The organism is Suipraeoptans intestinalis (assembly GCF_009696485.1).
Lineage (GTDB): Bacteria > Bacillota > Clostridia > Lachnospirales > Lachnospiraceae > Suipraeoptans > Suipraeoptans intestinalis.
In genome coordinates this window covers 149878-173715 of record NZ_VULY01000018.1, presented here as the reverse complement: position 1 = coordinate 173715, position 23838 = coordinate 149878, and the positions used below count along the sequence as shown (strand labels likewise).

The window sequence follows — 23838 nt, the reverse complement described above, 5'->3', positions numbered from 1 at the left end:
TAGATGCAGAAATTGTGTACGGAAATAGATACAGCAGATGTTGTTGACAGGGATGAGGGAGCGTGGTATTCTATGAATGCAAACCCTAGTAAAAAAGTAGGAATTGAAAAGAAGGTGAGAAGCATGAAACTTTCCACGAAAGGAAGATATGGCCTTCGAGCTATTATAGATCTGGCTCGTTATGGAGAGGAGGAACCGGTATCCATAGGAAGCATTGCCGGAAGACAGGACATTTCCGAACGATATCTGGAGCAATTGATGGCGCTTCTGAAAAAGGCGGGACTGGTGACCAGCATCCGGGGAGCCGGAGGCGGTTATGTGCTGGCGAAAGAGGCGGATACCGTATCGGTGGGAGATGTGCTGCGGGCGCTGGAGGGAGATCTGGAGCCTGTCCGGTGCGGAGCCTTTCACGAGGAAGAAGGCTGCCAGGGAGCAGACAGTTGTGTGACCAAGTACGTCTGGCAGAAGATCAATAACAGTATCAATGAAACTGTCGATGAGATCAAATTGAGCGAACTGGTATGGGAAAGCCGGGTAAAAAATCCGGCGGGCAATTCTCCGGGACCACAATGTGTAAATTGACAGGTCCGGGCAGGGATCAGAAGAAAAACAAAGACAGGAAAAGGATTTTGGACGGCTGCAGGATATGGGTGCAGCGACATAGAAACCAGCAGAACATAACAGTGAAAAGGAGAGTGCAAAATGAACAGACCTATCTATTTGGATAATGCGGCAACCACAAAGACTGCACCGGAGGTAGTAGAAGCCATGCTGCCTTATTTTACAGAGCAGTACGGAAATCCCTCCAGTGTTTACAGCTTTGCAGCCGGGAACAAGGAAGTGATCGCGGCACAGCGGGAGATCATAGCAGATGTGCTGGGAGCAAAAAGCAACGAGATCTATTTTACGGCCGGAGGCTCTGAGGCGGATAACTGGGCGCTGAAGGCTACGGCAGAGGCGTACAAGAGCAAAGGAAACCATATCATCACCAGTAAGATAGAACACCATGCGATCCTGCATACAGCGGAATACCTGGAAAAAAACGGATTTGAGGTAACCTATCTGGATGTGGATGCAGACGGAAAGGTGGATTTGGATGCGTTAAGGAAGGCGATCCGTCCGACGACGATCCTGATCTCTATCATGTATGCCAACAATGAGATCGGAACGATCCAGCCCATCAGGGAAATCGGCGAAATTGCCCATGAGCACGGAATTTTGTTCCATACGGATGCCGTTCAGGCTTTCGGACAGATCCCCATTCAGGTGGATGCGTGCCACATTGACATGCTGAGTGCCAGCGGCCACAAATTAAACGGACCAAAGGGGATCGGCTTCCTTTACATCCGCACCGGCGTAAGGATTCGCTCTTTCATCCACGGCGGAGGACAGGAGAGAAAGAGGAGGGCAGGTACGGAAAATGTTCCGGGCATCGTAGGACTGGGAGCAGCGGTAAAAAGAGCGGCGGCTACCATGGAGGAGCGGGCCAGACATGAGATCGAACTTCGGGATGAACTGATCCGTCAGATCGAATCGGAAATTTCCTATGTGAAACTGAACGGGCACCGGACGGACAGACTGCCAAACAACGTCAATTTCAGTTTCCGCTTCATTGAAGGAGAATCCCTTCTGATCCTGCTGGATATGAAGGGAATCTGCGGATCCAGCGGCTCTGCCTGTACTTCAGGGTCCTTAGACCCTTCCCACGTACTGCTGGCCATCGGGCTGCCTCACGAAATCGCCCACGGCTCCCTGCGTCTGACGTTGAGTGAGGAGACGACGAAGGAAGAAATCAGTTATGTAGTGGAAAGCCTGAAAGAGATTATTGCGCAGTTAAGGAAGATGTCTCCTCTCTATGAGGATTTTATAAAAAAACACGGTTCAGAAAAGTAGACAGACTGAAAAAACAAGTCCAAAAAGCAGACCAGGAGGTATGAATATGTATACAGAAAAAGTAATGGATCATTTCCAGCATCCAAGAAATATGGGAGAAATAGAAAATGCCAGCGGCGTAGGAACGGTAGGGAATGCAAAGTGTGGAGACATTATGCGGATCTATCTGGATATAGACGACGATCAGATCATTCGGGATGTCAAATTTAAGACGTTCGGCTGCGGAGCCGCGGTTGCCACAAGCAGTATGGCTACGGAGCTGGTCAAAGGCAAATCCATCCAGGAAGCGATGGCGATCACTAACAAAGCAGTGATGGAGGCGCTGGACGGACTGCCGCCGGTAAAGGTACACTGCTCTTTGCTGGCAGAGGAGGCCATCCATGCGGCGTTGTGGGATTATGCGGAGAAACACCAGATAAAGATCGAAGGGCTGGAAAAGCCAAAGTCGGATATTCATGAAGAGGAAGAAGAGGAAGAATATTAAATTTCGGGAGACAACATGAATCGAAAAAAAGTAGTGGTAGGCATGTCCGGAGGAGTTGACTCCTCTGTGGCTGCCTATTTATTAAAAGAGGAAGGATATGACGTGATCGGCGTCACGATGCAGATCTGGCAGGATGAGGACAGGACTTTTCAGGAAGAGCAGGGAGGATGCTGCGGGCTGAGTGCGGTAGACGATGCCAGACGGGTGGCGGCAGCCATCGGCATCCCACATTATGTGATGAACTTTAAAAAAGAATTTAAGGAGAAGGTCATAGACTATTTTCTGGAAGAATATCTGCAGGGAAGAACGCCAAATCCCTGTATTGCCTGTAATCGCCATGTCAAATGGGACTCCCTGCTGAAAAGAAGCATGGATATCGGAGCGGATTATATTGCAACCGGCCATTATGCAAGGATTGTCAGCCTGCCCAACGGACGCCGGTCCATCCGAACTTCCGTTACGAAAGGGAAGGATCAGACCTACGCCCTGTATAATCTGACCCAGGAGCAGCTGGCAAGAACGCTGATGCCTGTGGGAGATTACCATAAGGAGGAGATTCGGGAGATCGCGCAGAAGATTTCCCTTCGGATCGCAAAAAAACCGGACAGTCAGGACATCTGTTTCGTTCCGGACGGAGACTATGCAGGATATATTGAACAGAACACGGACAAGGGAAGCTGTCCCGGAAATTTTGTGCTGAAGGACGGAACAGTGGTGGGAAAACACAAAGGGATCGTGCATTATACTGTGGGACAGAGAAAGGGACTGGGGATCGCTTTGGGATTTCCGGTTTTTGTTCTGGAGATACGGCCGCAGACCAATGAAGTTGTTCTGGGGAAGAAGGAGGATACACTGTCTACCCACATCAGGATCGGGGAATTAAATCTCATGTCAGAAGAACGGTTTCCCCGGAACAAGACTTTGTGGGGAAAGATCCGATATAATCACAAAGGAGGCCGGTGCCGCATCGAACAGGTGGATGAAGGGGAAGCTGTCTGTATTTTTGAAGAACCGCAGGGAGCGGCGGCTCCGGGGCAGGCGCTGGTTCTTTATGACAACGAACTGGTGGTAGGCGGCGGCGTGATCCGGAAAGGGTGGATCCTATGAGGGCGGACGTACATATGCACACTGCATTTTCCCATGATTCCCAGGCGAAACCGGAGGAAATGATTGAGGGTGCGATCCAAAAACAGATGAAAAAAATATGTCTGACCGATCACTTTGACAAGGATGATATGGAATGGGGAGAAGAGTGTATTTTCCCTGTGGAGGAATATTTCAAGGCGCTGCAGCCCTTAAAAGAAGCGTACCGGGATAAAATAGACGTGGGAATCGGGGTGGAACTGGGACTTCGTCCTTATCTGGGAAAGTATTACAGGGAACTGACAGCTTCTCATCCTTTTGATTTTATCATAGGATCCGTTCACTGCATCCAGGGAGAGGATCCTGCCAAGGGAGTACTGTTTCAAGGAAAGACAGATATGGAGGTTTACAAACAGGCGATGGAAGCGAATCTGGCTTCTGTAAGGGCCTGTGAAGAATTTGATGTTCTGGGGCATCTGGATTATGTGGTCCGGTATGGACGGGAGAAGGAAGGAAGCTACCGGCTGGAGCCTCTGATGGAGATCATCGATGAGATCCTGCGCCTTCTTGTAGACAGAAGACAGGGACTGGAGGTAAATACGGCCGGACTGAAATACGGACTTTCCTTTCCACACCCACACAAAAGGATCCTGCAAAGATACAGGGAGCTGGGCGGAGAGATCATTACCATGGGCTCGGATGCACACAGTCCGGAGCACATCGGATATCGGTTTACGCAAGGAGTAGAGTACCTGAAAGCGTGTGGTTTTAAATATTACACAGAATTTTCTTCCAGAATACCGGTTTTTAAGCAACTTCCATAAAAATGGGAAATTTACTTGAAATGTTGTATCAAATTTAGTACAATATCACAGAAGTTGAAGTGTTTTTTACAGTTCGAATTTCAAATACTAGGAAAAACTTTAGGAGGATTGGATCATGGCAGTAAAAGTGGCAATTAATGGTTTTGGACGAATCGGACGTCTGGCATTCAGACAGATGTTCGGAGCAGAGGGATATGAGGTTGTAGCGATCAATGACCTGACATCTCCGGCTATGCTGGCTCATTTGTTAAAATATGATTCTTCACAGGGAAGATATGCTTTGGCAGATAAGGTGGAAGCGACAGAAGATTCTATCGTGGTAGACGGAAAAGAGATCAAGATCTATGCAAAAGCAAATGCAGAGGAGCTTCCCTGGGGAGAGATCGGAGTAGACGTAGTTCTGGAATGTACAGGATTCTACACCTCCAAAGAGAAAGCATCTGCACACGTGAAGGCAGGAGCAAGAAAGGTTGTCATTTCAGCACCGGCCGGAAACGATCTTCCTACTATCGTTTACAATGTAAATCATGATGAATTAAAGGCAGAGGATACTGTGATCTCAGCAGCTTCCTGTACCACCAACTGTCTTGCGCCGATGGCAAAGGCACTGAATGATCTGGCAGCTATCAAATCCGGTATCATGTGCACGATCCATGCTTATACAGGAGATCAGATGACGCTGGACGGACCGCAGAAAAAGGGAGATCTCAGAAGATCCCGTGCGGCAGCCGTAAACATTGTTCCCAACAGCACAGGGGCAGCAAAAGCGATCGGACTTGTTATTCCGGAACTGAACGGAAAATTGATCGGAGCAGCGCAGCGTGTTCCTACGCCGACAGGATCCACTACCATCCTGACGGCAGTCGTAGAAGGAACTGTGACGGCAGATCAGGTAAATGCAGCGATGAAGGCAGCAGCAAACGAATCCTTCGGATATAACACAGACGAGATCGTTTCAAGCGACATCGTTGGAATGCGGTTCGGTTCTCTCTTTGATGCTACACAGACGATGGTGCTTCCGCTGGATAACGGAACCACACAGGTACAGGTGGTATCCTGGTATGACAATGAGAACTCTTACACAAGTCAGATGGTAAGAACGATTAAATATTTTGCAGAATTAGCATAAAGTATTTAGGAAGACTCAAAAGGGGTCCGGTCACAGTGGACCGGATTCCTTTTACGTTATCAAACAACAAAAGCAGTTAGAGGAGGATTTGGTATGCTGAATAAAAAATCGATCGACGATATTCAGGTAAAGGGGAAACGTGTGCTGGTCCGCTGTGATTTTAATGTGCCTCTGATCGACGGAAAGATCACGGATGAAAACCGTCTGGTTGCGGCACTTCCTACGATTCAGAAGCTGATCACAGACGGGGGAAGGGTGATTCTTTGTTCTCATCTGGGGAAACCAAAGGGAGAGCCGGTTCCGGAGCTTTCGCTGGCGCCGGTTGCCGTGCGTCTGTCCCAGCTTCTTGACAAAGAGGTAGTATTTGCGGCGGATAAAGAAGTTGTAGGAGAGGAAGCGAAAAAAGCAGTGGCGGCCATGAAAGACGGAGACGTAGTACTGCTTGAGAACACCAGATACAGAGCGGAAGAAACGAAGAACGGAGAAGCATTTAGCAAAGAATTGGCTTCTTTGTGCGACATCTTTGTAAATGACGCGTTTGGAACGGCCCACAGGGCGCATTGCTCTAACGTGGGAGTCACCCAGTTTGTAGAAACGGCAGTGGTTGGATATCTGATGCAGAAAGAAATTGATTTCCTGGGAAATGCGGTGAACAATCCGGAGAGACCTTTTGTTGCGATCCTGGGCGGAGCCAAGGTGTCCAGCAAGATTTCCGTGATCGAGAACCTTCTGGATAAAGTAGATACGCTGATCATCGGAGGCGGCATGGCCTATACTTTTGCGAAGGCAAAAGGGGGCAGTGTCGGAAAATCCCTTCTGGAGGAAGACTATTGTGAATACGCACGGAATATGATCCAGAAAGCAAAGGAAAAGGGTGTGAACCTGTTATTGCCTTTGGACAACGTGATCGCAGACGACTTTTCCAATGACGCCAACAGACAGGTCGTAAAAGAAGGAGAGATCCCGGAGGGCTGGGAAGGACTGGATATCGGACCGCTGACTGTCAAATCCTTCTGCGACGCCGTACAGGATGCCAGAACGGTCGTGTGGAACGGTCCCATGGGCTGTTTTGAGATGCCGAATTTTGCACACGGTACAGAGGCGGTAGCAAAGGCGCTGGCGCAGACGGAGGCCACCACCATTATCGGCGGCGGAGACTCAGCGGCGGCTGTAAACCAGCTGGGATATGGAGACAAGATGACTCACATTTCCACCGGAGGCGGAGCCTCTCTGGAATTTTTGGAAGGCAAGGAGCTTCCCGGAGTGGCAGCGGCAAATGACAAATAGAGAAGGAGAAAAAACATGGCAAGAAGAAAGATCGTAGCAGGGAACTGGAAGATGAACCAGACGCCAAGTCAGGCGGTAAAGCTGGTGGAGATGCTGAAGCCACTGGTGGCAAGTGACGAGGTAGATGTGGTATTTTGCGTACCTGCGATTGACATCATTTCGGTGGTGGAAGCTTGTAAAGGAAGCAATATCAAGGTGGGCGCAGAAAACATGTATTTTGAGGAAAGCGGAGCCTATACAGGAGAGATCTCTCCGGCTATGCTGACAGATGCAGGAGTAGAATATGTGGTTCTGGGTCATTCTGAGCGCAGAGAATATTTTGCGGAGACAGATCTGACCGTCAACAAAAAGATGCACAAGGCGTTTGAACACGGGATCACACCTATCATGTGCTGTGGAGAGACGCTGGAGCAGAGAGAGCAGGGTGTGACCATGGACTTTATCCGTCAGCAGGTAAAGGTGGGATTCCTTGGGATCACGGCAGAACAGGCACAGAAGGCAGTGATCGCCTATGAACCCATCTGGGCGATCGGAACCGGAAAGACCGCTACCACAGAGCAGGCAGAAGAGGTTTGCGCAGGGATCCGTCAGTGTATCAGGGAAATGTATGACGACGCGACTGCAGAAGCGATCCGTATTCAGTACGGCGGCTCCGTAAACGGAGGAAATGCGGCCGAATTGTTCGCCCAGGCAGATATTGACGGAGGTCTGGTAGGCGGAGCTTCCCTGAAGGAAGAATTCGGAAAGATCGTAAATTACAGATAAAGAAGAAGCAACGGCTGCAAGGGCAGTAAGAGAGCTGATACAGGACCGCTGGATTGTACAGCGGTCCTGTTTTAAAAGAAGCTTACAAGAAGAAGGAAATAAGAGGAATTTGGAATGAAAAAGAAACCTACAGTATTAATGATCCTGGATGGCTACGGCCTGAATGAAAAAAAAGAAGGGAACGCCGTGGCGGAAGGCAAGACGCCGGTGATGGACCGGTTGATGGCTACCTGTCCGTTTGTAAAAGGAAATGCCAGCGGACTGGCCGTAGGACTTCCCGACGGACAGATGGGGAACTCAGAAGTGGGGCATCTGAATATGGGCGCAGGGCGTATCGTGTACCAGGAGTTGACCAAGATCACAAAATCCATTCAGGACGGAGATTTTTTTGAAAATCCTGTCTTGAAAAAAGCATGCAGGGCTGCCCGGGAAAACGGAAAATCCCTTCACCTGATGGGACTGGTTTCTGACGGAGGTGTTCACAGCCACCAGGAGCATATTTACGGACTTCTGGAACTGGCAAAGCGGGAGCAGGTAGAAAACGTCTATGTGCATTGCTTTCTGGATGGAAGGGATACGCCTCCTTCTTCCGGCAGGGAGTTTGTGGCAGAATTGTGTGAACAGATGAAAAAAACAGGAGTCGGCAAGGTTGCCAGTGTTTCGGGACGCTACTATGCAATGGATCGGGACAACCGCTGGGACAGGGTGGAAAAAGCCTACCTGGCCATGGTAAAAGGACAGGGAGAAAAGATCCAGGATCCAGTAGCCGGAATAGGAGCCTCTTACGAAAACGGCGTTACAGACGAATTTATGGTTCCCTCGGTGGTGGAGAAGAACGGAACACCGGTGGGATGTGTAGAAGACGGGGATTCTGTCGTATTCTTTAATTTCAGACCGGACAGAGCCAGAGAGATCACAAGAGCCTTTTGTCAGGAAGACTTTACAGGATTTGACAGAAAAGAACGGATCCGGACCACTTTCGTATGCTTTACAGAGTATGACGTGACCATTCCCAATAAAGAAGTGGCCTTTGTAAAAGAAGAGATCACCCATACGTTTGGAGAATTTTTGGCAGAACATCACATGACACAGGCCAGGATCGCCGAGACAGAGAAGTACGCGCATGTGACCTTTTTCTTTAACGGAGGAGTGGAGGAGCCCAATGTGGGAGAGGAAAGGATTCTAGTAAAATCTCCCAAGGTGGCTACGTATGACCAGAAACCGGAGATGAGCGCCTATGAAGTCTGCGACAGGCTGACAGAGGCGATCCGTTCCCAGAAGTATGATGTGATCATAATCAATTTTGCCAATCCGGACATGGTAGGGCATACCGGAGTGGAGAGCGCCGCCATCAAAGCGATTGAAGCGGTGGATGCGTGCGTGGGAAAAACCGTGGAGGCTTTGCAGGAGGTAGATGGACAAATGTTTTTATGTGCCGACCACGGAAACGCAGAGCAGCTGATCGATGAAGAAACAGGAGAACCATTTACCGCCCATACCACCAATCCGGTGCCTTTTATCCTGGTGAACGCAGGAGAGGGATACGGACTGAAGGAGGGAGGCTGTCTGGCGGATATCGCGCCGACTCTGATCGATCTGATGGGAATGGAGCAGCCCGGGGAGATGACGGGGACTTCCCTTTTGCTTAGATAAAGGCTGCCGGAAGGCAGAGCATCCTTTGTCAGAAAGAAACGCGAAAAAGAAAAACAAAAAATCGCAAGAAGATATCTTGACAAGAACAGAGTGTGTTGCTATATTAAAAACAGAACGCACTCTGTTTTATGCACTGAGGGTTTCAAAAAGGAAACCCGACACCGAAAAAAGAAAGGAAAGAGGTGGAATATGCAGAGAGTATATTCATTGTTGGTAGACAACAATCCCGGAGTGTTAAGCCGGATCTCAGGACTGTTCAGCAGAAGAGGATACAGCATTGACAGCATTACGGCAGGACTGACGGCGGACCCCAGATTTACCCGTATCATCATCGTGGCAAGCGGAGATGAGCTGATCCTTGCGCAGATTGAAAAGCAGGTCAGGAAACTGGAGGACATTATCGAGATCAAAGTGCTGAAGCCGGAAACGTCAGTGTTCCGCGAGCTGATCATGGTGAAGGTTCGTGCCAACGCCGCTGAAAGGGCGGAGATCATTTCCATCGCAGGGATTTTCCGGGCGAAGATCGTGGATGTGGAAAAAGAATCTCTCATGGTGGAACTGACGGGAAACCAGTCAAAACTGGATGCGTTTTTAAACCTTTTGGATGGTCATGAAATCCTGGAGATTGCAAGGACCGGAATTACGGGGCTTGCAAGAGGGATGAAAGATGTGACCTATATCGATTAAGAGAATTTTAGGAGGAACAAGAAATGTCAGCAAGAATTTTTTATCAGGAAGACTGTAATCTGGAATTATTAAAAGGAAAGAAGATCGCCATCATCGGTTATGGAAGCCAGGGACATGCCCATGCCCTGAATCTGACGGAGTCCGGCTGCGATGTGATCGTTGGTCTGTACGAGGGGAGCAAGTCTTGGGCGAAGGCGGAGGCACAGGGACTGAAGGTATATACTGCGGCAGAAGCGGCAAAACAGGCTGATATTATTATGATCCTCATTAATGATGAAAAGCAGGCGGATCTGTACAAGAAAGACATCGAGCCCAATCTGGAAGCCGGGAACATGCTGATGTTTGCCCATGGATTTGCTATTCATTTCGGACAGATCCTTCCTCCCGAGCAGGTAGATGTGGCTATGATCGCGCCAAAGGCGCCGGGACATACCGTCAGAAGCGAGTATCAGGCGGGAAAAGGAACGCCCTGTCTTGTGGCCATTGAGCAGGATGCTACCGGAAAAGCGCTGGATGTGGCTTTGGCATATGCGGCAGGGCTTGGCGGCGCAAGAGCCGGAGTTCTGGAGACGACGTTTAGGACAGAGACAGAAACAGACCTTTTCGGAGAACAGGCTGTCCTGTGCGGAGGAGTATGTGCTCTGATGCAGGCGGGCTTTGACACCCTTGTGGAAGCCGGTTATGATCCGAGGAACGCATACTTTGAATGCGTACATGAAATGAAGCTGATCGTAGATCTGATCTATGAGTCAGGCTTTGAGGGAATGAGATACTCCATCTCCAATACGGCAGAATACGGAGACTATGTAACAGGACCGAAGATCGTTACAGAGGAAACAAAGAAAGCCATGAAGAAGATTCTTTCCGATATTCAGGACGGAAGCTTTGCAAAAGAATTCCTTCTGGATATGTCTGCGGCAGGCGGACAGGCACACTTTAGGGCGATGCGGAAGCTGGCGGCTGAGCATGCGTCCGAAAAAGTAGGAAAAGAGGTTAGAAGTCTCTATAGTTGGAGCGATTCAGAGAAGCTGATCAACAACTAGGAGTCAGACAGAAGGATGTTTCTTTCACGGGAGATCAGAAGAGACAAGGTGGAAAGCAATAAAATAGAAGTAAGAAAATAAAAAAGCTAAAAAGCAAAAAAGCTAAAAAGCTAAAAAGCTAAAAAGCAAGAAGGATTTGGAAGAAGGAAAAGACTCTCTTACAGATCCTTCTTTTTTTGGAAGCAAAAAGAGCAAAAGATATGCAACAGGAAGCATCCTCCGGGATAGGATGTATTTTAATATCAGGAGCGGAAATCGGTTAAAAATGGACAGGCATCGGAAAGAAAAAAGTGTGTTAAACTATAGATAGACATAATAAAGAGTTATTTGCTTGTAAGAACAAAAAAGAGGAGGGAATGCAGATGATTTCATTTTTTGTGTGTTTGCTGGCGTTGATCGTAGGGTATTTCACCTACGGAGTGTTGGTTGAGAAAATATTTGCGCCGGATGACAGAAAGACGCCGTGTGTGGCGCATCCGGACGGAGTGGACTATGTGCCCATGAAGCCGTGGCGTGCCTTTTTGATCCAGCTGTTGAATATTGCGGGACTGGGGCCCATTTTCGGGGCGCTGTCCGGGGCGATCTGGGGGCCTTCTGTATTTTTATGGATCGTTCTGGGAACCATTTTTGCAGGAGCGGTTCACGATTTTCTAAGCGGTATGCTTTCCATCCGTAATGACGGTGCAAGCATTTCGGAAATTGTAGGCACCTATCTGGGAGGCGGAATGAAGCAGGTCATGCGGGTATTTTCCGTGATCCTTCTGGTCATGGTAGGAGTCGTGTTTATGGTGGGACCGGCAGGGCTTTTGGCCATCCTTACGCCGGACATACTGGATGTGCGTGTATGGACCATTATCATTCTGGTATATTATTTCCTGGCGACCATGCTGCCGATCGACAAGATCATCGGAAAGCTGTATCCCATTTTCGGAATCTGCCTGATCATTATGGCAGTGGGGATTGCAGGTGCTACGATCTTTCACAGCGGGACGAGGCCGATGATGGAAATCACCCTGAAAAATCTCCATCCGGCCGGAAAGCCTATCTGGCCTCTGATGTTTATTACAGTTGCCTGTGGCGCGATCTCCGGTTTTCATGCGACCCAGTCGCCAATGATCGCAAGATGTCTGACTTCAGAAAAACAGGGCCGCAGGATCTTTTATGGAGCCATGGTGGCAGAGGGAGTGATCGCTCTGATCTGGGCGGCAGCCGGCTGTGCCTTTTATAACAAGACAGGAGGGCTGATGACAGGACTTCTGGAGGCGGGCGGTGGAAATTCTACGACAGTGTACAATATGTCCATCTCTCTTTTAGGACCCTTGGGAGGAGTTTTGGCTATGATCGGCGTGATCGCCTGCCCCATTACTTCCGGAGATACGGCGTTTAGAAGTGCCAGACTGACCATTGCAGACTGGTTTCATATTGATCAGAAGGATACGAAAAAGAGGCTCCTTTTATCCGCGCCGCTTCTTCTTTTGGGATATTTGATCTCCTTTATAGATTACAGCGTGGTATGGAGATACTTCTCCTGGTCCAATCAGACATTGGCCATGATCGCACTTTGGGCAGGCGCAGCCTACCTGGTAAAAAGCGGGAAACATCCTGGATACAGTCTGATCGCCGCCATTCCGGCCGCCTTTATGTCGGCAGTCAGCGTAACCTATATCCTGATCGCAGAAGAAGGATTTAAGCTGAGTACTTCCATCGGATATCCGGTAGGGATCTGCGTGGCGCTGCTTCTGACGGTATTGTTTTTCGTCAAAGGACTGCTTCCGGCTTTACAGCAGAAAAAATAAAAAATAACCTGAAGAAGATCAGGATTTGAAAAGGAGGATGTCCCGGATGGGAGCAGCCTCCTTTTCTGTGGGAAACCGGAGGACAGGTTTTCCAGACAAAATAAAAAACAGCCATTGTGACGGTATGGCTGTTTTTGTTATTATTATGTAAGAAATACTTCTTAAGAAATCTTGTTGACCGCTTTTGAAAGACGAGAAATCTTTCTGGAGCAGGTGTTTTTGTGATATACACCCTTGCTTCCTGCTTTGTTGATCTCAACGGTTGCTTCTCTCAAAGCAACAGCAGCAGCTTCTGCATCGTTGTTCGCAACTGCTGACTCAACTTTTTTTACGTAAGTCTTTACTTTAGATTTAATTGCCTTGTTTCTGGCAGCTTTTGTTTCGTTTACTAAAATTCTCTTCTTTGCAGATTTGATGTTAGCCAATCTGTCCACCTCCAATACCTTATATTCATGATTTTGAATGTCCGGTTCGTTAGATCCGGACACGGACGTTCTAACGAAACACACGAATTTATTGTAGGACAGACCGGTCATTCTGTCAATAGAATTTTCAAAACATTTCCGATAACAATTGTCGGGGCTTTCTTTTTGTGGTACGATATGGAAACTGTGAGAGTAGAAAACAAGGAGAAAGGGTGGAAGATCATGGCGGCAAGGAAAGAGTATGGTGCAGAGAGCATTACCGTGCTGGAAGGACTGGAGGCAGTACGAAAAAGACCGGGGATGTATATCGGGAGTGTATCGACCAAAGGCCTGCATCATCTGATCTACGAGATCGTAGACAATGCGGTAGATGAGCATTTGGCGGGCTATTGCTCCGATATCCGGGTGACGCTGGAAGCAGACGGATCCGTGACGGTGGAGGATGACGGAAGGGGAGTTCCGGTAGAATTGCACCGTACAGGAATTCCGGCGGCGCGGGTCGTCTACACGACCTTGCATGCCGGCGGAAAATTTGACGGAGAAGCCTACAAGACCAGCGGAGGTCTTCACGGGGTAGGATCTTCTGTAGTCAACGCCTTGTCCTGCTACATGGATGTGCAGATCAGCCGGGAAGGAAAGATCTTTCACGACAGGTACGAAAGAGGGACTCCGGTCATCCCGCTGGAAAACGGACTTCTTCCGGTGGTGGGAAAAAGCAGAAAAACAGGAACAAAGGTAAACTTTTTACCGGATGATCAGATTTTTGAAAAGACGAAATTTAAAAGCGAAGAAGTCAAAAGCAGGCTGCACGAGACAGCCTATTTGAATCCGAAGCTGACGATTCTGTTTGCAGATAAAAGGGGAGCAGAACCGGAGGCGGTCGTTTATCATGAACCGGAAGGGATCCTGGGCTTTATCCGGGATCTGAATGCCAAAAAAGAGACCATTCATCCGCCCGTTTATTTTAAAGGAGAAGCAGAAGGCATCGAAGTAGAGGGTGCCTTTCAGTATGTCAATGAGTTCCATGAGAATGTTCTGGGATTCTGCAACAATATTTACAATGCAGAAGGAGGAACGCATCTGACAGGATTTAAAACGACGTTTACCACCATCATGAATCAATATGCCAGGGAGCTGGGGATCCTGAAAGAAAAAGACGCCAATTTTACCGGGGCAGATATCAGAAACGGGATGACGGCAGTAATTTCCCTGAAACATCCGGATCCCAGATTTGAAGGACAGACCAAGACTAAGCTGGACAATCCGGACGCTGCAAAAGCGTGCGGTAAGGTGACCGGAGAGGAAGTGCCCCGATATTTCGACAGGAATCTGGAGCAATTGAAAAAGGTGATCTCCTGTGCGGAAAAGGCGGCAAAAATCAGGAGGTCAGAAGAAAAGGCCAAAACAAATCTTCTGGTAAAGCAAAAATACTCCTTTGACAGCAACGGAAAACTTGCAAATTGTGAAAGCAGGGTTCCTGCAGAGTGCGAGATCTTTATCGTGGAGGGAGATTCTGCGGGAGGGTCGGCAAAGACGGCCCGAAACAGGAAATATCAGGCGATCCTTCCGATTCGTGGAAAGATTCTGAATGTGGAAAAGGCAAGCATCGACAAGGTGCTGGCAAATGCAGAGATCAAGTCGATGATCAATGCCTTCGGGTGCGGATTTTCCGAAGGCTATGGGAATGATTTTGACATCAGTAAGCTGCGGTACGGAAAGATCATCATCATGGCGGATGCAGATGTGGACGGCGCCCATATTTCTACGCTACTGCTGACTTTATTCTATCGGTTTATGCCGGAACTGATCTACGAAGGGCATATTTATATTGCCATGCCTCCTCTTTATAAGGTAATGCCAAAAAAAGGTGAGGAAGAATATCTGTATGACGATAAGGCACTGGAGACTTACAGAAGAACACATGAAGGTGGATTTACCCTGCAAAGGTATAAGGGACTGGGAGAAATGGATGCGGAACAGTTGTGGGATACCACACTGAATCCGGAAACGAGAGTGCTGAAACAGGTAGAGATCGAAGATGCGAGAATGGCTTCCGGAGTGACAGAGATGCTGATGGGGACGGAAGTTCCTCCGAGAAAAGCGTTTATTTATGAAAATGCTGCGGAAGCAGAATTGGATATCTAGGAGATATAGAGGAGAAAGACAATGGAAGATACACAGATTATCAGAACAGAGTATTCGGATATCATGAAGAAGTCTTATATTGACTATGCCATGAGTGTTATCATATCCAGGGCCTTGCCGGACGTCAGAGACGGACTAAAGCCGGTACAAAGGAGAACGCTGTATGATATGCATGAATTGGGGATCCGATACGACAAACCTTACCGAAAATCGGCCCGTATCGTGGGAGATACCATGGGTAAATACCACCCGCATGGAGACAGCTCCATTTATGATTCACTGGTGGTTATGGCACAGGACTTCAAAAAGGGAATGGTTCTGGTGGACGGGCATGGAAACTTTGGCTCCATCGAGGGCGACGGGGCTGCGGCCATGCGTTATACGGAAGCCCGTCTTGCACAGGTGACCCAGGAGGCGTATCTGGCAGATCTGGATAAAGATATTGTAGACTTTGTCCCCAATTTTGACGAAACGGAGAAAGAGCCGCAGGTGCTTCCGGCCAGAATCCCGAACCTGCTGGTCAACGGAGCAGAAGGGATCGCGGTAGGAATGGCAACCAGCATTCCCACCCACAATCTGGGAGAGGTGATCGATGCCGTCAAGGCCTATATGGAGAACGAAGACATTACCACCAGGCAGTTGATGAAATATGTAAAAGGACCTGATTTTCCCACAGGAGGGATCGTGGTAAATCAGGATCAGCTTCCGGAGATCTATGAGAGTGGAATGGGAAAGATTCGTTTACGGGGACGGGTTTCCATAGAAGAAGGAAAAGGCGGGAAAAAGCAGCTGGTGATCACGGAAATCCCGTACACGATGGTGGGAGCCGGGATCGGCAGATTTCTGAATGATGTGTGTAGTCTGGTAGAACAGAAAAAAACCGGCGATATTGTGGACATCTCCAATCAATCCTCGAAAGAGGGGATTCGTATTGTGATCGAACTGAAGCGGGGTGCGGATCCAAAGAATCTGGAAAACATGCTGTACAAAAAGACCAAGCTGGAAGACACTTTCGGGGTCAATATGCTGGCAGTGGCAGACGGAAGACCGGAGACCATGGGACTGAAAAAAGTCATAGAACATCATGTAGACTTCCAGTTTGACCTGACTACAAGAAAATACCAGAATCTGTTAAAAAAAGAAGTAGACAGAAAAGAAGTGCAGGAAGGGCTGATCAAAGCTTGCGATGTGATCGACCTGATCATCGAGATCCTGCGGGGAAGCAAGTCCATACAGGATGCAAAGGACTGCCTGATCCATGGGACGGTAGAAAAGATCCAGTTTAAAAATAAGATTTCCAAAAAACTGGCTTCCATGCTTCGGTTTACAGAACGTCAGGCTGCAGCGATCCTGGAGATGCGCCTGTATAAGCTGATCGGCCTGGAAGTGGAGGCCCTGATACAGGAACATGAAAAAACGCTGGCAAATATTGCAAAATATGAAGATATTTTGAACAATTATGATTCCATGAGCCGGGTGATCATAGAAGATTTGGATCGACTAAAAGAAAAATTTGGAAGAGCAAGAAGGACGACGATCGAGAATGCAGAAGAGGCCGTTTATGAAGAAAAGGCTATAGAGGAGAAAGAGGTCTTCTTTTTGCTGGATCGGTTTGGCTATGGCAGAACGGTGGATACGGCAGTATATGAACGGAACAAGGAGGCGGCGGATGCAGAGCATAAGCTGGTGATCCCCTGCAAGAACACGGGAAAGATCTGCCTGTTTACGGATACCGGTCAGATGCATCAGATAAAGGTTATGGATCTGCCGTGCGGCAAATTCAGAGATAAAGGGATCCCCATAGACAATATAAGTAATTACAACAGTGCAGCGGAAGAGGTAGTCTATGCCTGTGATGAACTGCAGTTTCATCAGGGAAAACTGCTTTTTGGAACCGGCCAGGGAATGCTGAAGATAGTAGACGCATCGGAGTTTTTGGTAAGCAAGAGAACCGTTAGTGCCACAAAACTTTCTGCAGATGACAGGGTGGTTTTTGTAAAACCGGCTAGAAAAGGACAGCAGATTGTGCTACAATCAAAAAATGGTTACTTCCTGAGATTTTCCACAGATGAAGTGCCGGAAAAGAAGAAGACCGCCATTGGCGTCCGGGGCATAAAGCTAAAGCCAAAGGATACTGTGGAGGCAATCTATTTGTTTGAAGAAGGAGTGGAAACGAAAGTTTCCTATAAGGGAAAAGAAGTATCTCTTAACCGTCTGAAGCAGGCAAAAAGGGATACGGCAGGTATCAAAAACAGAGGGGCATAATATTTCTAAGGAGGCAGATACATGAAGATGTTACGGAAGACGGGCATGCTTTTTGGAGCCGTGTGTTTGATGCTTTTAGGAATTGCATCTTACCGCTCCACAGCAAAAGCCTGGACGGGCAGGACACAGAGCGAAGCCATGGACTGGGTACGTTCCCAGGTAGGGAAGAGCATCGACGACGATAATGCTTATGGAGTACAATGTGTGGATCTGATCCGCGCTTATTATCGGTATCTGGGAGTGATGCCGGTACTTGGGAACGGAGCCGATTATACAAACAATGCACTTCCGACAGGCTGGAAGCGGATCCAGGGAGCCACTCCAAAGCCTGGAGATATCCTGGTATATACGGGCGGAATGGGCGGATACGGTCATGTAGGGATCTATGAGAGTGACTATGTCACGTATCACCAGAATTTTAACAATGTGAAGATGGTTCAGAAGATTGCCTACGTAAAATATAATGGATTTAACAACTACAATCCCTACTGGGGAGTGATCCGGCCGGATTTTTCCGGATCATCTGATCAGGATGTTCCCAATCCTCCTCACAATCAGGAGGATGATGTGATCTGGCAGGAGCCCGGCGGATGGGTTCAGCAGGGAGGCCGGTGGTATTACAAAGATGCGAACGGCGCCTATGTGACAGGATGGCTGAACGACAAAGGAAACTGGTACTATCTGAACAGTAGCGGAGAGATGTTGACTGGCTGGCAGCAGATAGGGGGACACTGGTATCATCTGGATTCTGACGGAGCGATGGTAACCGGGTGGAAACAGTCCGGAATCAGTTGGTATTATCTGACAGACAGTGGCAAAATGGCGACAAACTGGCAGCAGGTGGGAGATGACTGGTATTTCTTCCATGAGGACGGAGCGATGCGGACGGACTGGAAGCAGATCGGGAATTCCTGGTATTATCTGAACAGCGACGGAAAAATGGCCGTTCACTGGAAACAGCTGGGTGGAAACTGGTACTATTTTGGCAGCAGCGGAGCCATGAGCACCGGTTGGAAACAGGTAGGAGACAGCTGGTATTTCTTCCATGACGGAGGAGAGATGAGCACCGGCTGGAAGCAGGCGGGAGACGTCTGGTACTACCTGACAGAAGGAGGCAGCATGGCTGTGGGCTGGCAGCAGATAGGCGGCAAGTGGTATTACTTCTCGGAGGGAGGAAGCATGGCCACCGGCTGGAAACAGGCGGGAGACAAGTGGTACTTCTTTGACAATGGAGGAGTGATGACTACCGGCTGGAAGCAGGCAGGAGACGTCTGGTACTACCTGACAGAAGGAGGCAGCATGGCTGTGGGCTGGCAGCAGATAGGCGGCAGATGGTACTACTTCTCCAACGAAGGCGTGATGACTACCGGTTGGAAGCAACTGGGAGAGAGCTGGTATTATCTGGACTCTAACGGAGTCATGGTAACCGGAGAATATCTGATAAATGGAGCAAAGTACACTTTCAATGAGGCAGGAGTGTGGATCCCGTAAAGAAATCAGGGCTCTGGGAATCATATAACAAAAAGGCAGAAGGGAGTATCCGCTTATAATGGACCGGAAATAAGAGAGTTGGAGTCACCTGGATGAAAATTATTAGAATCTTAAAGGCACTGCCTTTGCTTGTGGTTGCTGCGGCAGTGATATACGTTTCTGTTTATATTTGTATTGATAATGGAGGATGGGCTTATATTGCAGCAAGGCTGGCGGGCCTGGAGAAAAAATACGCCGGCAATGTGGAATTGATCGTCATTGCAGCGCAATCCATCTTTTTTACCTCGGATTGGTTTTATCGCCGTATCGGAATGTTTCTTGATAGGCGCATTGAAAAATCCAAGGGACTGAATCACCAGATCTACCTGGGCTACAAGACTGGCATTGCGTGTCTGATCGCTCTGCCCAAACGTACAATTCTGTTTGGGATCTATCTGCTGCTGATCGTACTGGAAAGCATCGGTGTGATCGATCAGGCCAAGGATTATGCGGTAGTGGTTGTCTTTATTATTGCAATCGACAGAGTAGCAAAGATATGGCCGGAAGAAAGGGAGCGCCTGAAAGAGTTCCTGAGCAAGGCAGGCGGATATATCAAAAAAATCTGATTTCAACCCGGCAGGACTTACCGGAGAAGACAGACATATAGTTTTGACAGCAAAAAGCAGACTCTGAAAGGAGCCTGCTTTTTGTATGACAGAATAAGATCATCTTTGCACGATTTAGGATTTCCCTGAAGAAAAGTATTTTCTGGTCATTTGCACCACAGTACCTGACAGAAGGAACAATGCCACCAGGTTGGGGATGGCCATCAGACCGTTACAGGTATCTGCGATCCCCCAGATCAGTCCCAAATCCATTGTGGCGCCTACAATGGCTACCAGAGAATAAATGATCATGAAAGGCTTCACGGCCTTGATCGTGAAGATAAATTCTACACATCTTGCTCCGTACAGACCCCACCCGAGAATGGTAGAGAAAGCAAAGCAGCACATGGCAACAGCAGTGAAAATCGTCACCCAGTTTCCGTAGGTGGAAGTAAATCCGGAGATGGTAAGCTCGGCCCCGGCTGCCTGTCCGTACTGGATCGGCACTCCGCTGCAGAGGATGGTCAGCGCTGTAAGTGTACAGATTACGATAGTGTCAGCAAATACTTCAAAAATACCGAACATCCCCTGACGTACCGGTTCGTCTGTGTCTGCGCACGCATGAGCCATGGATCCGGTACCGATACCTGCTTCGTTGGAAAAGATTCCTCTGGACACACCCTTGCGGATCGTCATGAAGAAACTTCCTACAATGCCTCCGGTAAATGCAGAGGGATTAAAAGCTCCCACAAAAATAGACTGGAATACGGCAGGGATGGATTTGATGTGAAGGATCACAACTCCCAGTCCCAGCAGGATGAACAGAACAGCCATAAAAGGAACCAGTTTTTCTGTTACCCCTCCGATACGTTTTACACCGCCCAGAAGAACGGTCGCCACCAAAACGGCGATCACGATACCGATTACAAGACTGACCAGTTTGACCTGGCTTTCCTGGATAACACCAAGACTTGTCAGTGCAGAATTAATAGAAGTCGTGATGGTATTTACCTGTGTAGCGTTTCCGGTACCCAAAACGGTCAGAGATCCCAGAAGTGCATAAAGGCCTGCCATCCAGTGCCATTTCTTATCCAATCCGTTTTTGATGTAGTACATGGGGCCTCCGATGTATTCTCCTTCACGGTTTTTCTCGCGGTAACGGACTGCAAGGATAACTTCGGCATACTTGGTACACATCCCCAGAAGAGCGGAAACCCACATCCAGAACACGGCACCCGGTCCTCCGATGGCGATGGCTCCGGCCACACCGGCGATGTTTCCGGTACCTACCGTGGCGGCAAGAGCGGTACATACTGCCTGAAAGGGTGTGATACTTCCTTCCTTTGCCTCTTCTTTACTGAAAATACGGCCGATAGAGTTCTTAAGTGCATATCCAAATTTGCGAAACTGGATAAAGCGGGTGCGGAAGCTGAGAACCAGACCTACACCGATGATACAAATCATTGCCGGAACACCCCATACAAAATTATTAATGGCGGTGTTTGCACTCTCAATAGTTTGTAACATGATTTTTTCCTCCTCTTTTGACATACTCTCTTTCAGAGCGTTTTTCCTTTACTACCATAGCACAAAAAAGAATGGTTGTACAGAATTGATAAAAAATAGTCGAATTCACAAAATAATATAGTAATATTACACATACAAAAGTGCATGATAGTATCTTCCGATAGCCGGTAACAAACAGTCGCTTCCTTTTCGTGAGTGGAGCCGGAGAGAAAACAGGAAGAAGGATCAGGAGAAAACAGTACCGAGAATATCAAAAAGTACGCCAGAAAGGCAGGAGGCGGAGGAAACAGGACTTGCATTTTGAAAAAAGAGGTGTTATACTGTGAAAGGTTACATAAGGGCAGGAAAAAAGAGTGGACGAAAGTTCACTCTTCTTTATTGCGATACGCCGGAAAAGCGTCCGTACTTGCCGGATTTTACGGGGATACGATTTATGGAAGATCCCTCGTGGTTTTCAAACAAAATGAGGACAGCTGAAAACAAGGAGGTTGACGAGTGTCTAAGAAAGAACGCTATGAACAAAAGACAGAAGAACTGCTTCTTCCTGTGATGGAAGAAAACAAGTTTGAACTGGTAGACGTGGAGTATGTAAAGGAAGGCGGAAGCTGGTATCTTCGGGCTTACATTGATAAAGAGGGCGGAATCAACATAGATGACTGCGAGCTGGTAAGCCGAAAACTTTCGGATCTTCTGGATGCGGCCGATTATATGGAAGACGCATATATTCTGGAAGTCAGCTCTCCCGGACTTGGGCGGCCTTTAAAAAAAGAAAAAGATTACAAACGGAGCCTGGGAAAAGAAATAGAGATCCGCACCTATTCCATGATAGACGGAAAAAAGGAATTCCGGGGAATCCTCCGGTCTTATACCGAAGCGGAGGTTACAATCATGGAGGAAGAAAAAGAAAAAACATTTGCGAAGAAAGAAATTGCGCTGATACGATTGGCGTTTGATTTTTAAGGAGGGAAAAGATGAATACGGAATTATTGGAAGCATTGAATGTACTGGAGAAGGAAAAAGATATCAGCAAGGAAACCCTGCTGGATGCCATTGAAAACTCTCTTTTGAATGCATGCAAGAACCATTTCGGAAAGGCTGACAACATTAAACTGGTCATGGACAGAGAGACCTGTGATTACCAGCTCCTTGCGGAAAAGACGGTCGTGGAAACGGTAGAGGACAAGGTAGAGCAGATCAGCCTGGAGGATGCAAGAGCCATTGACAGCGGGTATGAGCTGGGCGATGTAGTGCAGGTCCCCATTGAATCCAAATCCTTCGGGAGGATCGCCACCCAGAACGCAAAGAATCTGATCCTGCAGAAAATCAGGGAAGAAGAGCGCAAGGTAGTGTATGATCAGTACTTTGAAAAAGAAAGAGATATTGTTACAGGAATCGTACAAAGATATGTAGGAAGAAATATCAGCATCAACCTAGGAAAAGCAGATGCAATGCTGACAGAAAACGAACAGGTCAAGGGAGAGATCTTCCAGCCGACAGAGCGGATCAAGCTGTATGTCGTAGAGGTGAAGAACACGACGAAAGGACCGAGGATCCTGGTATCCCGTACACATCCCGAACTGGTGAAGCGCCTGTTTGAAGCAGAGGTTACCGAAGTAAGGGACGGCATTGTAGAGATTAAGAGTATTGCCAGAGAAGCAGGAAGCAGGACGAAGATCGCAGTCTGGTCCAATGATCCGGATGTGGATCCGGTGGGAGCCTGCGTGGGAATGAACGGAGCAAGAGTCAATGCGATCGTGGATGAGCTAAGAGGAGAAAAGATCGATATCATCAACTGGAGTGATAATCCGGCCATCCTGATCGAGAATGCCTTAAGCCCCGCAAAGGTGATCTCGGTTATGGCGGATCCGGATGAGAAGACGGCAAGCGTTATCGTCCCGGATTACCAGCTGTCACTGGCGATCGGAAAAGAAGGACAAAACGCAAGGCTGGCGGCAAGACTGACCGGATATAAGATCGACATCAAAAACGAGACGCAGGCGATTGAGTCGGGAGAACTTCCGGAAAACTACCTGGAACTGATGGAGGGTGTTTACGAGGAAGAGATGTACGAAGACGGATATGAGCAGGATTACGAAGAAGACACGGAAGCAATCTGCGAAGAAACTGAAGAAGATGGCAAGGAGTAGGGAGTGATACTGTGACAGGAACAAAGAAATTACCCTTGAGAAAGTGCGTCGGATGTCAGGAAATGAAGAGCAAAAAAGAAATGATCCGGGTAATCCGTACCGGAGAAGGAGAGTTTCTTTTGGATCAGACAGGCAAAAAGAACGGACGGGGTGCATATGTATGCCCGGATCAGAAGTGCCTGGAGCTGGCAATCAAAAACAAAGGCCTGGAGCGGTCTTTTAAGCAAGGGATCCCGCAGGACGTATACGAGTCACTGAAAAAGGAGATGAGCCGGATTGAAAGCAGATAAAGCGCTGTCCCTGATCGGCCTGGCGACTAAGGCAGGAAGGACAGTCAGCGGAGAATTTTCCACAGAGAAGGCCGTCAAAGACGGACGTGCGTCTTTGGTGGTGGTTGCGGGAAACGCTTCGGAAAACACAAAGAAAAAATTCCGAAACATGTGTGAATTTTACGGAGTACCAATCTATTTTTATAAAGATAAAGATACCTTGGGAAATGCAATGGGAAAAGAGTTTCGGGCTTCCCTGGCGGTCCTGGATGAAGGGTTTGCCAACGGGATCCGAAAAGCGATGGAAACAGATGACGGTACAATTGCATAAGGAGGTAGTG

The 23838-nt window shown here is 48.2% G+C and carries 22 protein-coding genes; 20 read left to right on the top strand and 2 right to left on the bottom strand.

The features are described from left to right. Nucleotides 1-123 precede the first annotated feature (123 nt). The 12 genes from FYJ34_RS01545 to FYJ34_RS01490 all read left to right on the top strand — a co-directional run bounded on the left by FYJ34_RS01545 (nucleotide 124) and on the right by FYJ34_RS01490 (nucleotide 12644). The gene (locus FYJ34_RS01545; RefSeq protein WP_154478755.1) at nucleotides 124-582 is read left to right on the top strand and encodes an RrF2 family transcriptional regulator; all 459 of its coding nucleotides are present in this window, start codon (nucleotides 124-126) and stop codon (nucleotides 580-582) included. A gap of 120 nt (nucleotides 583-702) precedes the next feature. Beyond that, a complete protein-coding gene (gene nifS, locus FYJ34_RS01540) occupies nucleotides 703-1893 on the top strand; it encodes a cysteine desulfurase NifS (protein WP_154475633.1) in 1191 nt (396 codons plus the stop codon). A 46-nt stretch (nucleotides 1894-1939) separates the two neighbouring features. Continuing rightward, on the top strand, nucleotides 1940-2377 hold the full coding sequence (gene nifU, locus FYJ34_RS01535) for a Fe-S cluster assembly scaffold protein NifU (protein WP_154475631.1): 438 nt from the start codon (nucleotides 1940-1942) through the stop codon (nucleotides 2375-2377). Between the two features lie 15 nt (nucleotides 2378-2392). Continuing rightward, nucleotides 2393-3484, top strand: a complete 1092-nt coding sequence (gene mnmA / locus FYJ34_RS01530; protein WP_154475629.1) for a tRNA 2-thiouridine(34) synthase MnmA — start codon at nucleotides 2393-2395, stop codon at nucleotides 3482-3484. Continuing rightward, on the top strand, nucleotides 3481-4284 hold the full coding sequence (locus FYJ34_RS01525) for a histidinol-phosphatase HisJ family protein (RefSeq protein ID WP_154475627.1): 804 nt from the start codon (nucleotides 3481-3483) through the stop codon (nucleotides 4282-4284). The genes mnmA and FYJ34_RS01525 overlap by 4 nt, the downstream gene beginning before the upstream one ends. Before the next feature lie 115 nt (nucleotides 4285-4399). After that, the gene (gene gap / locus FYJ34_RS01520; protein ID WP_154475625.1) at nucleotides 4400-5413 is read left to right on the top strand and encodes a type I glyceraldehyde-3-phosphate dehydrogenase; all 1014 of its coding nucleotides are present in this window, start codon (nucleotides 4400-4402) and stop codon (nucleotides 5411-5413) included. A gap of 93 nt (nucleotides 5414-5506) precedes the next feature. Continuing rightward, entirely contained in the window at nucleotides 5507-6700 is a 1194-nt protein-coding gene (locus FYJ34_RS01515; protein WP_154475623.1) for a phosphoglycerate kinase, read from the top strand. Nucleotides 6701-6715: 15 nt separating this feature from the next. Next, a complete protein-coding gene (gene tpiA, locus FYJ34_RS01510) occupies nucleotides 6716-7465 on the top strand; it encodes a triose-phosphate isomerase (RefSeq protein ID WP_154475621.1) in 750 nt (249 codons plus the stop codon). A gap of 114 nt (nucleotides 7466-7579) precedes the next feature. Then, a complete protein-coding gene (gene gpmI / locus FYJ34_RS01505; protein WP_154475619.1) occupies nucleotides 7580-9118 on the top strand; it encodes a 2,3-bisphosphoglycerate-independent phosphoglycerate mutase in 1539 nt (512 codons plus the stop codon). A 189-nt stretch (nucleotides 9119-9307) separates the two neighbouring features. After that, complete coding sequence (gene ilvN / locus FYJ34_RS01500; protein ID WP_154475617.1) at nucleotides 9308-9805, top strand: acetolactate synthase small subunit; 498 nt, start codon at nucleotides 9308-9310, stop codon at nucleotides 9803-9805. A 23-nt stretch (nucleotides 9806-9828) separates the two neighbouring features. Continuing rightward, entirely contained in the window at nucleotides 9829-10848 is a 1020-nt protein-coding gene (ilvC, locus tag FYJ34_RS01495) for a ketol-acid reductoisomerase (RefSeq protein ID WP_154475615.1), read from the top strand. A 362-nt stretch (nucleotides 10849-11210) separates the two neighbouring features. Then, on the top strand, nucleotides 11211-12644 hold the full coding sequence (locus FYJ34_RS01490; protein ID WP_154475613.1) for a carbon starvation CstA family protein: 1434 nt from the start codon (nucleotides 11211-11213) through the stop codon (nucleotides 12642-12644). Between the two features lie 161 nt (nucleotides 12645-12805). On the opposite strand, the gene rpsT is transcribed toward FYJ34_RS01490, so the two are convergent. Then, nucleotides 12806-13069, bottom strand: coding sequence for a 30S ribosomal protein S20 (gene rpsT, locus FYJ34_RS01485; RefSeq protein WP_154475611.1), 264 nt, complete (start codon nucleotides 13067-13069; stop codon nucleotides 12806-12808). 222 nt (nucleotides 13070-13291) lie between these two features. On the opposite strand from rpsT, the gene FYJ34_RS01480 reads away from it, so the two are divergent. The 4 genes from FYJ34_RS01480 to FYJ34_RS01465 all read left to right on the top strand — a co-directional run bounded on the left by FYJ34_RS01480 (nucleotide 13292) and on the right by FYJ34_RS01465 (nucleotide 19575). Further along, complete coding sequence (locus tag FYJ34_RS01480) at nucleotides 13292-15214, top strand: DNA gyrase/topoisomerase IV subunit B (protein ID WP_154478753.1); 1923 nt, start codon at nucleotides 13292-13294, stop codon at nucleotides 15212-15214. 21 nt (nucleotides 15215-15235) lie between these two features. Then, a complete protein-coding gene (locus FYJ34_RS01475) occupies nucleotides 15236-17479 on the top strand; it encodes a DNA gyrase/topoisomerase IV subunit A (RefSeq protein ID WP_154475609.1) in 2244 nt (747 codons plus the stop codon). 21 nt (nucleotides 17480-17500) lie between these two features. Further along, nucleotides 17501-18970, top strand: a complete 1470-nt coding sequence (locus FYJ34_RS01470) for an N-acetylmuramoyl-L-alanine amidase family protein (RefSeq protein WP_154475607.1) — start codon at nucleotides 17501-17503, stop codon at nucleotides 18968-18970. A gap of 92 nt (nucleotides 18971-19062) precedes the next feature. Further along, a complete protein-coding gene (locus tag FYJ34_RS01465; RefSeq protein ID WP_154475605.1) occupies nucleotides 19063-19575 on the top strand; it encodes a hypothetical protein in 513 nt (170 codons plus the stop codon). Nucleotides 19576-19689: 114 nt separating this feature from the next. Here the strand turns inward: FYJ34_RS01465 and FYJ34_RS01460 are convergent, their stop codons facing one another. Further along, a complete protein-coding gene (locus FYJ34_RS01460) occupies nucleotides 19690-21081 on the bottom strand; it encodes an alanine/glycine:cation symporter family protein (RefSeq protein ID WP_154475603.1) in 1392 nt (463 codons plus the stop codon). A gap of 495 nt (nucleotides 21082-21576) precedes the next feature. Between FYJ34_RS01460 and FYJ34_RS01455 the strand changes: the two genes are divergently transcribed. Genes FYJ34_RS01455 through FYJ34_RS01440 form a run of 4 tightly spaced genes read left to right on the top strand, consistent with a single transcriptional unit; the run spans nucleotide 21577 to nucleotide 23828 of the window. Beyond that, a complete protein-coding gene (locus tag FYJ34_RS01455; RefSeq protein ID WP_276960085.1) occupies nucleotides 21577-22041 on the top strand; it encodes a ribosome maturation factor RimP in 465 nt (154 codons plus the stop codon). 11 nt (nucleotides 22042-22052) lie between these two features. Beyond that, a complete protein-coding gene (gene nusA, locus FYJ34_RS01450) occupies nucleotides 22053-23228 on the top strand; it encodes a transcription termination factor NusA (RefSeq protein ID WP_154475601.1) in 1176 nt (391 codons plus the stop codon). An 11-nt stretch (nucleotides 23229-23239) separates the two neighbouring features. Continuing rightward, nucleotides 23240-23518: an RNase P modulator RnpM gene (gene rnpM, locus FYJ34_RS01445; RefSeq protein ID WP_276960087.1), complete on the top strand. Its 279-nt coding sequence runs from the start codon at nucleotides 23240-23242 to the stop codon at nucleotides 23516-23518. Then, nucleotides 23505-23828: a L7Ae/L30e/S12e/Gadd45 family ribosomal protein gene (locus tag FYJ34_RS01440; RefSeq protein ID WP_154475599.1), complete on the top strand. Its 324-nt coding sequence runs from the start codon at nucleotides 23505-23507 to the stop codon at nucleotides 23826-23828. The genes rnpM and FYJ34_RS01440 overlap by 14 nt, the downstream gene beginning before the upstream one ends. The last annotated feature ends 10 nt before the right edge of the window (nucleotides 23829-23838 follow it).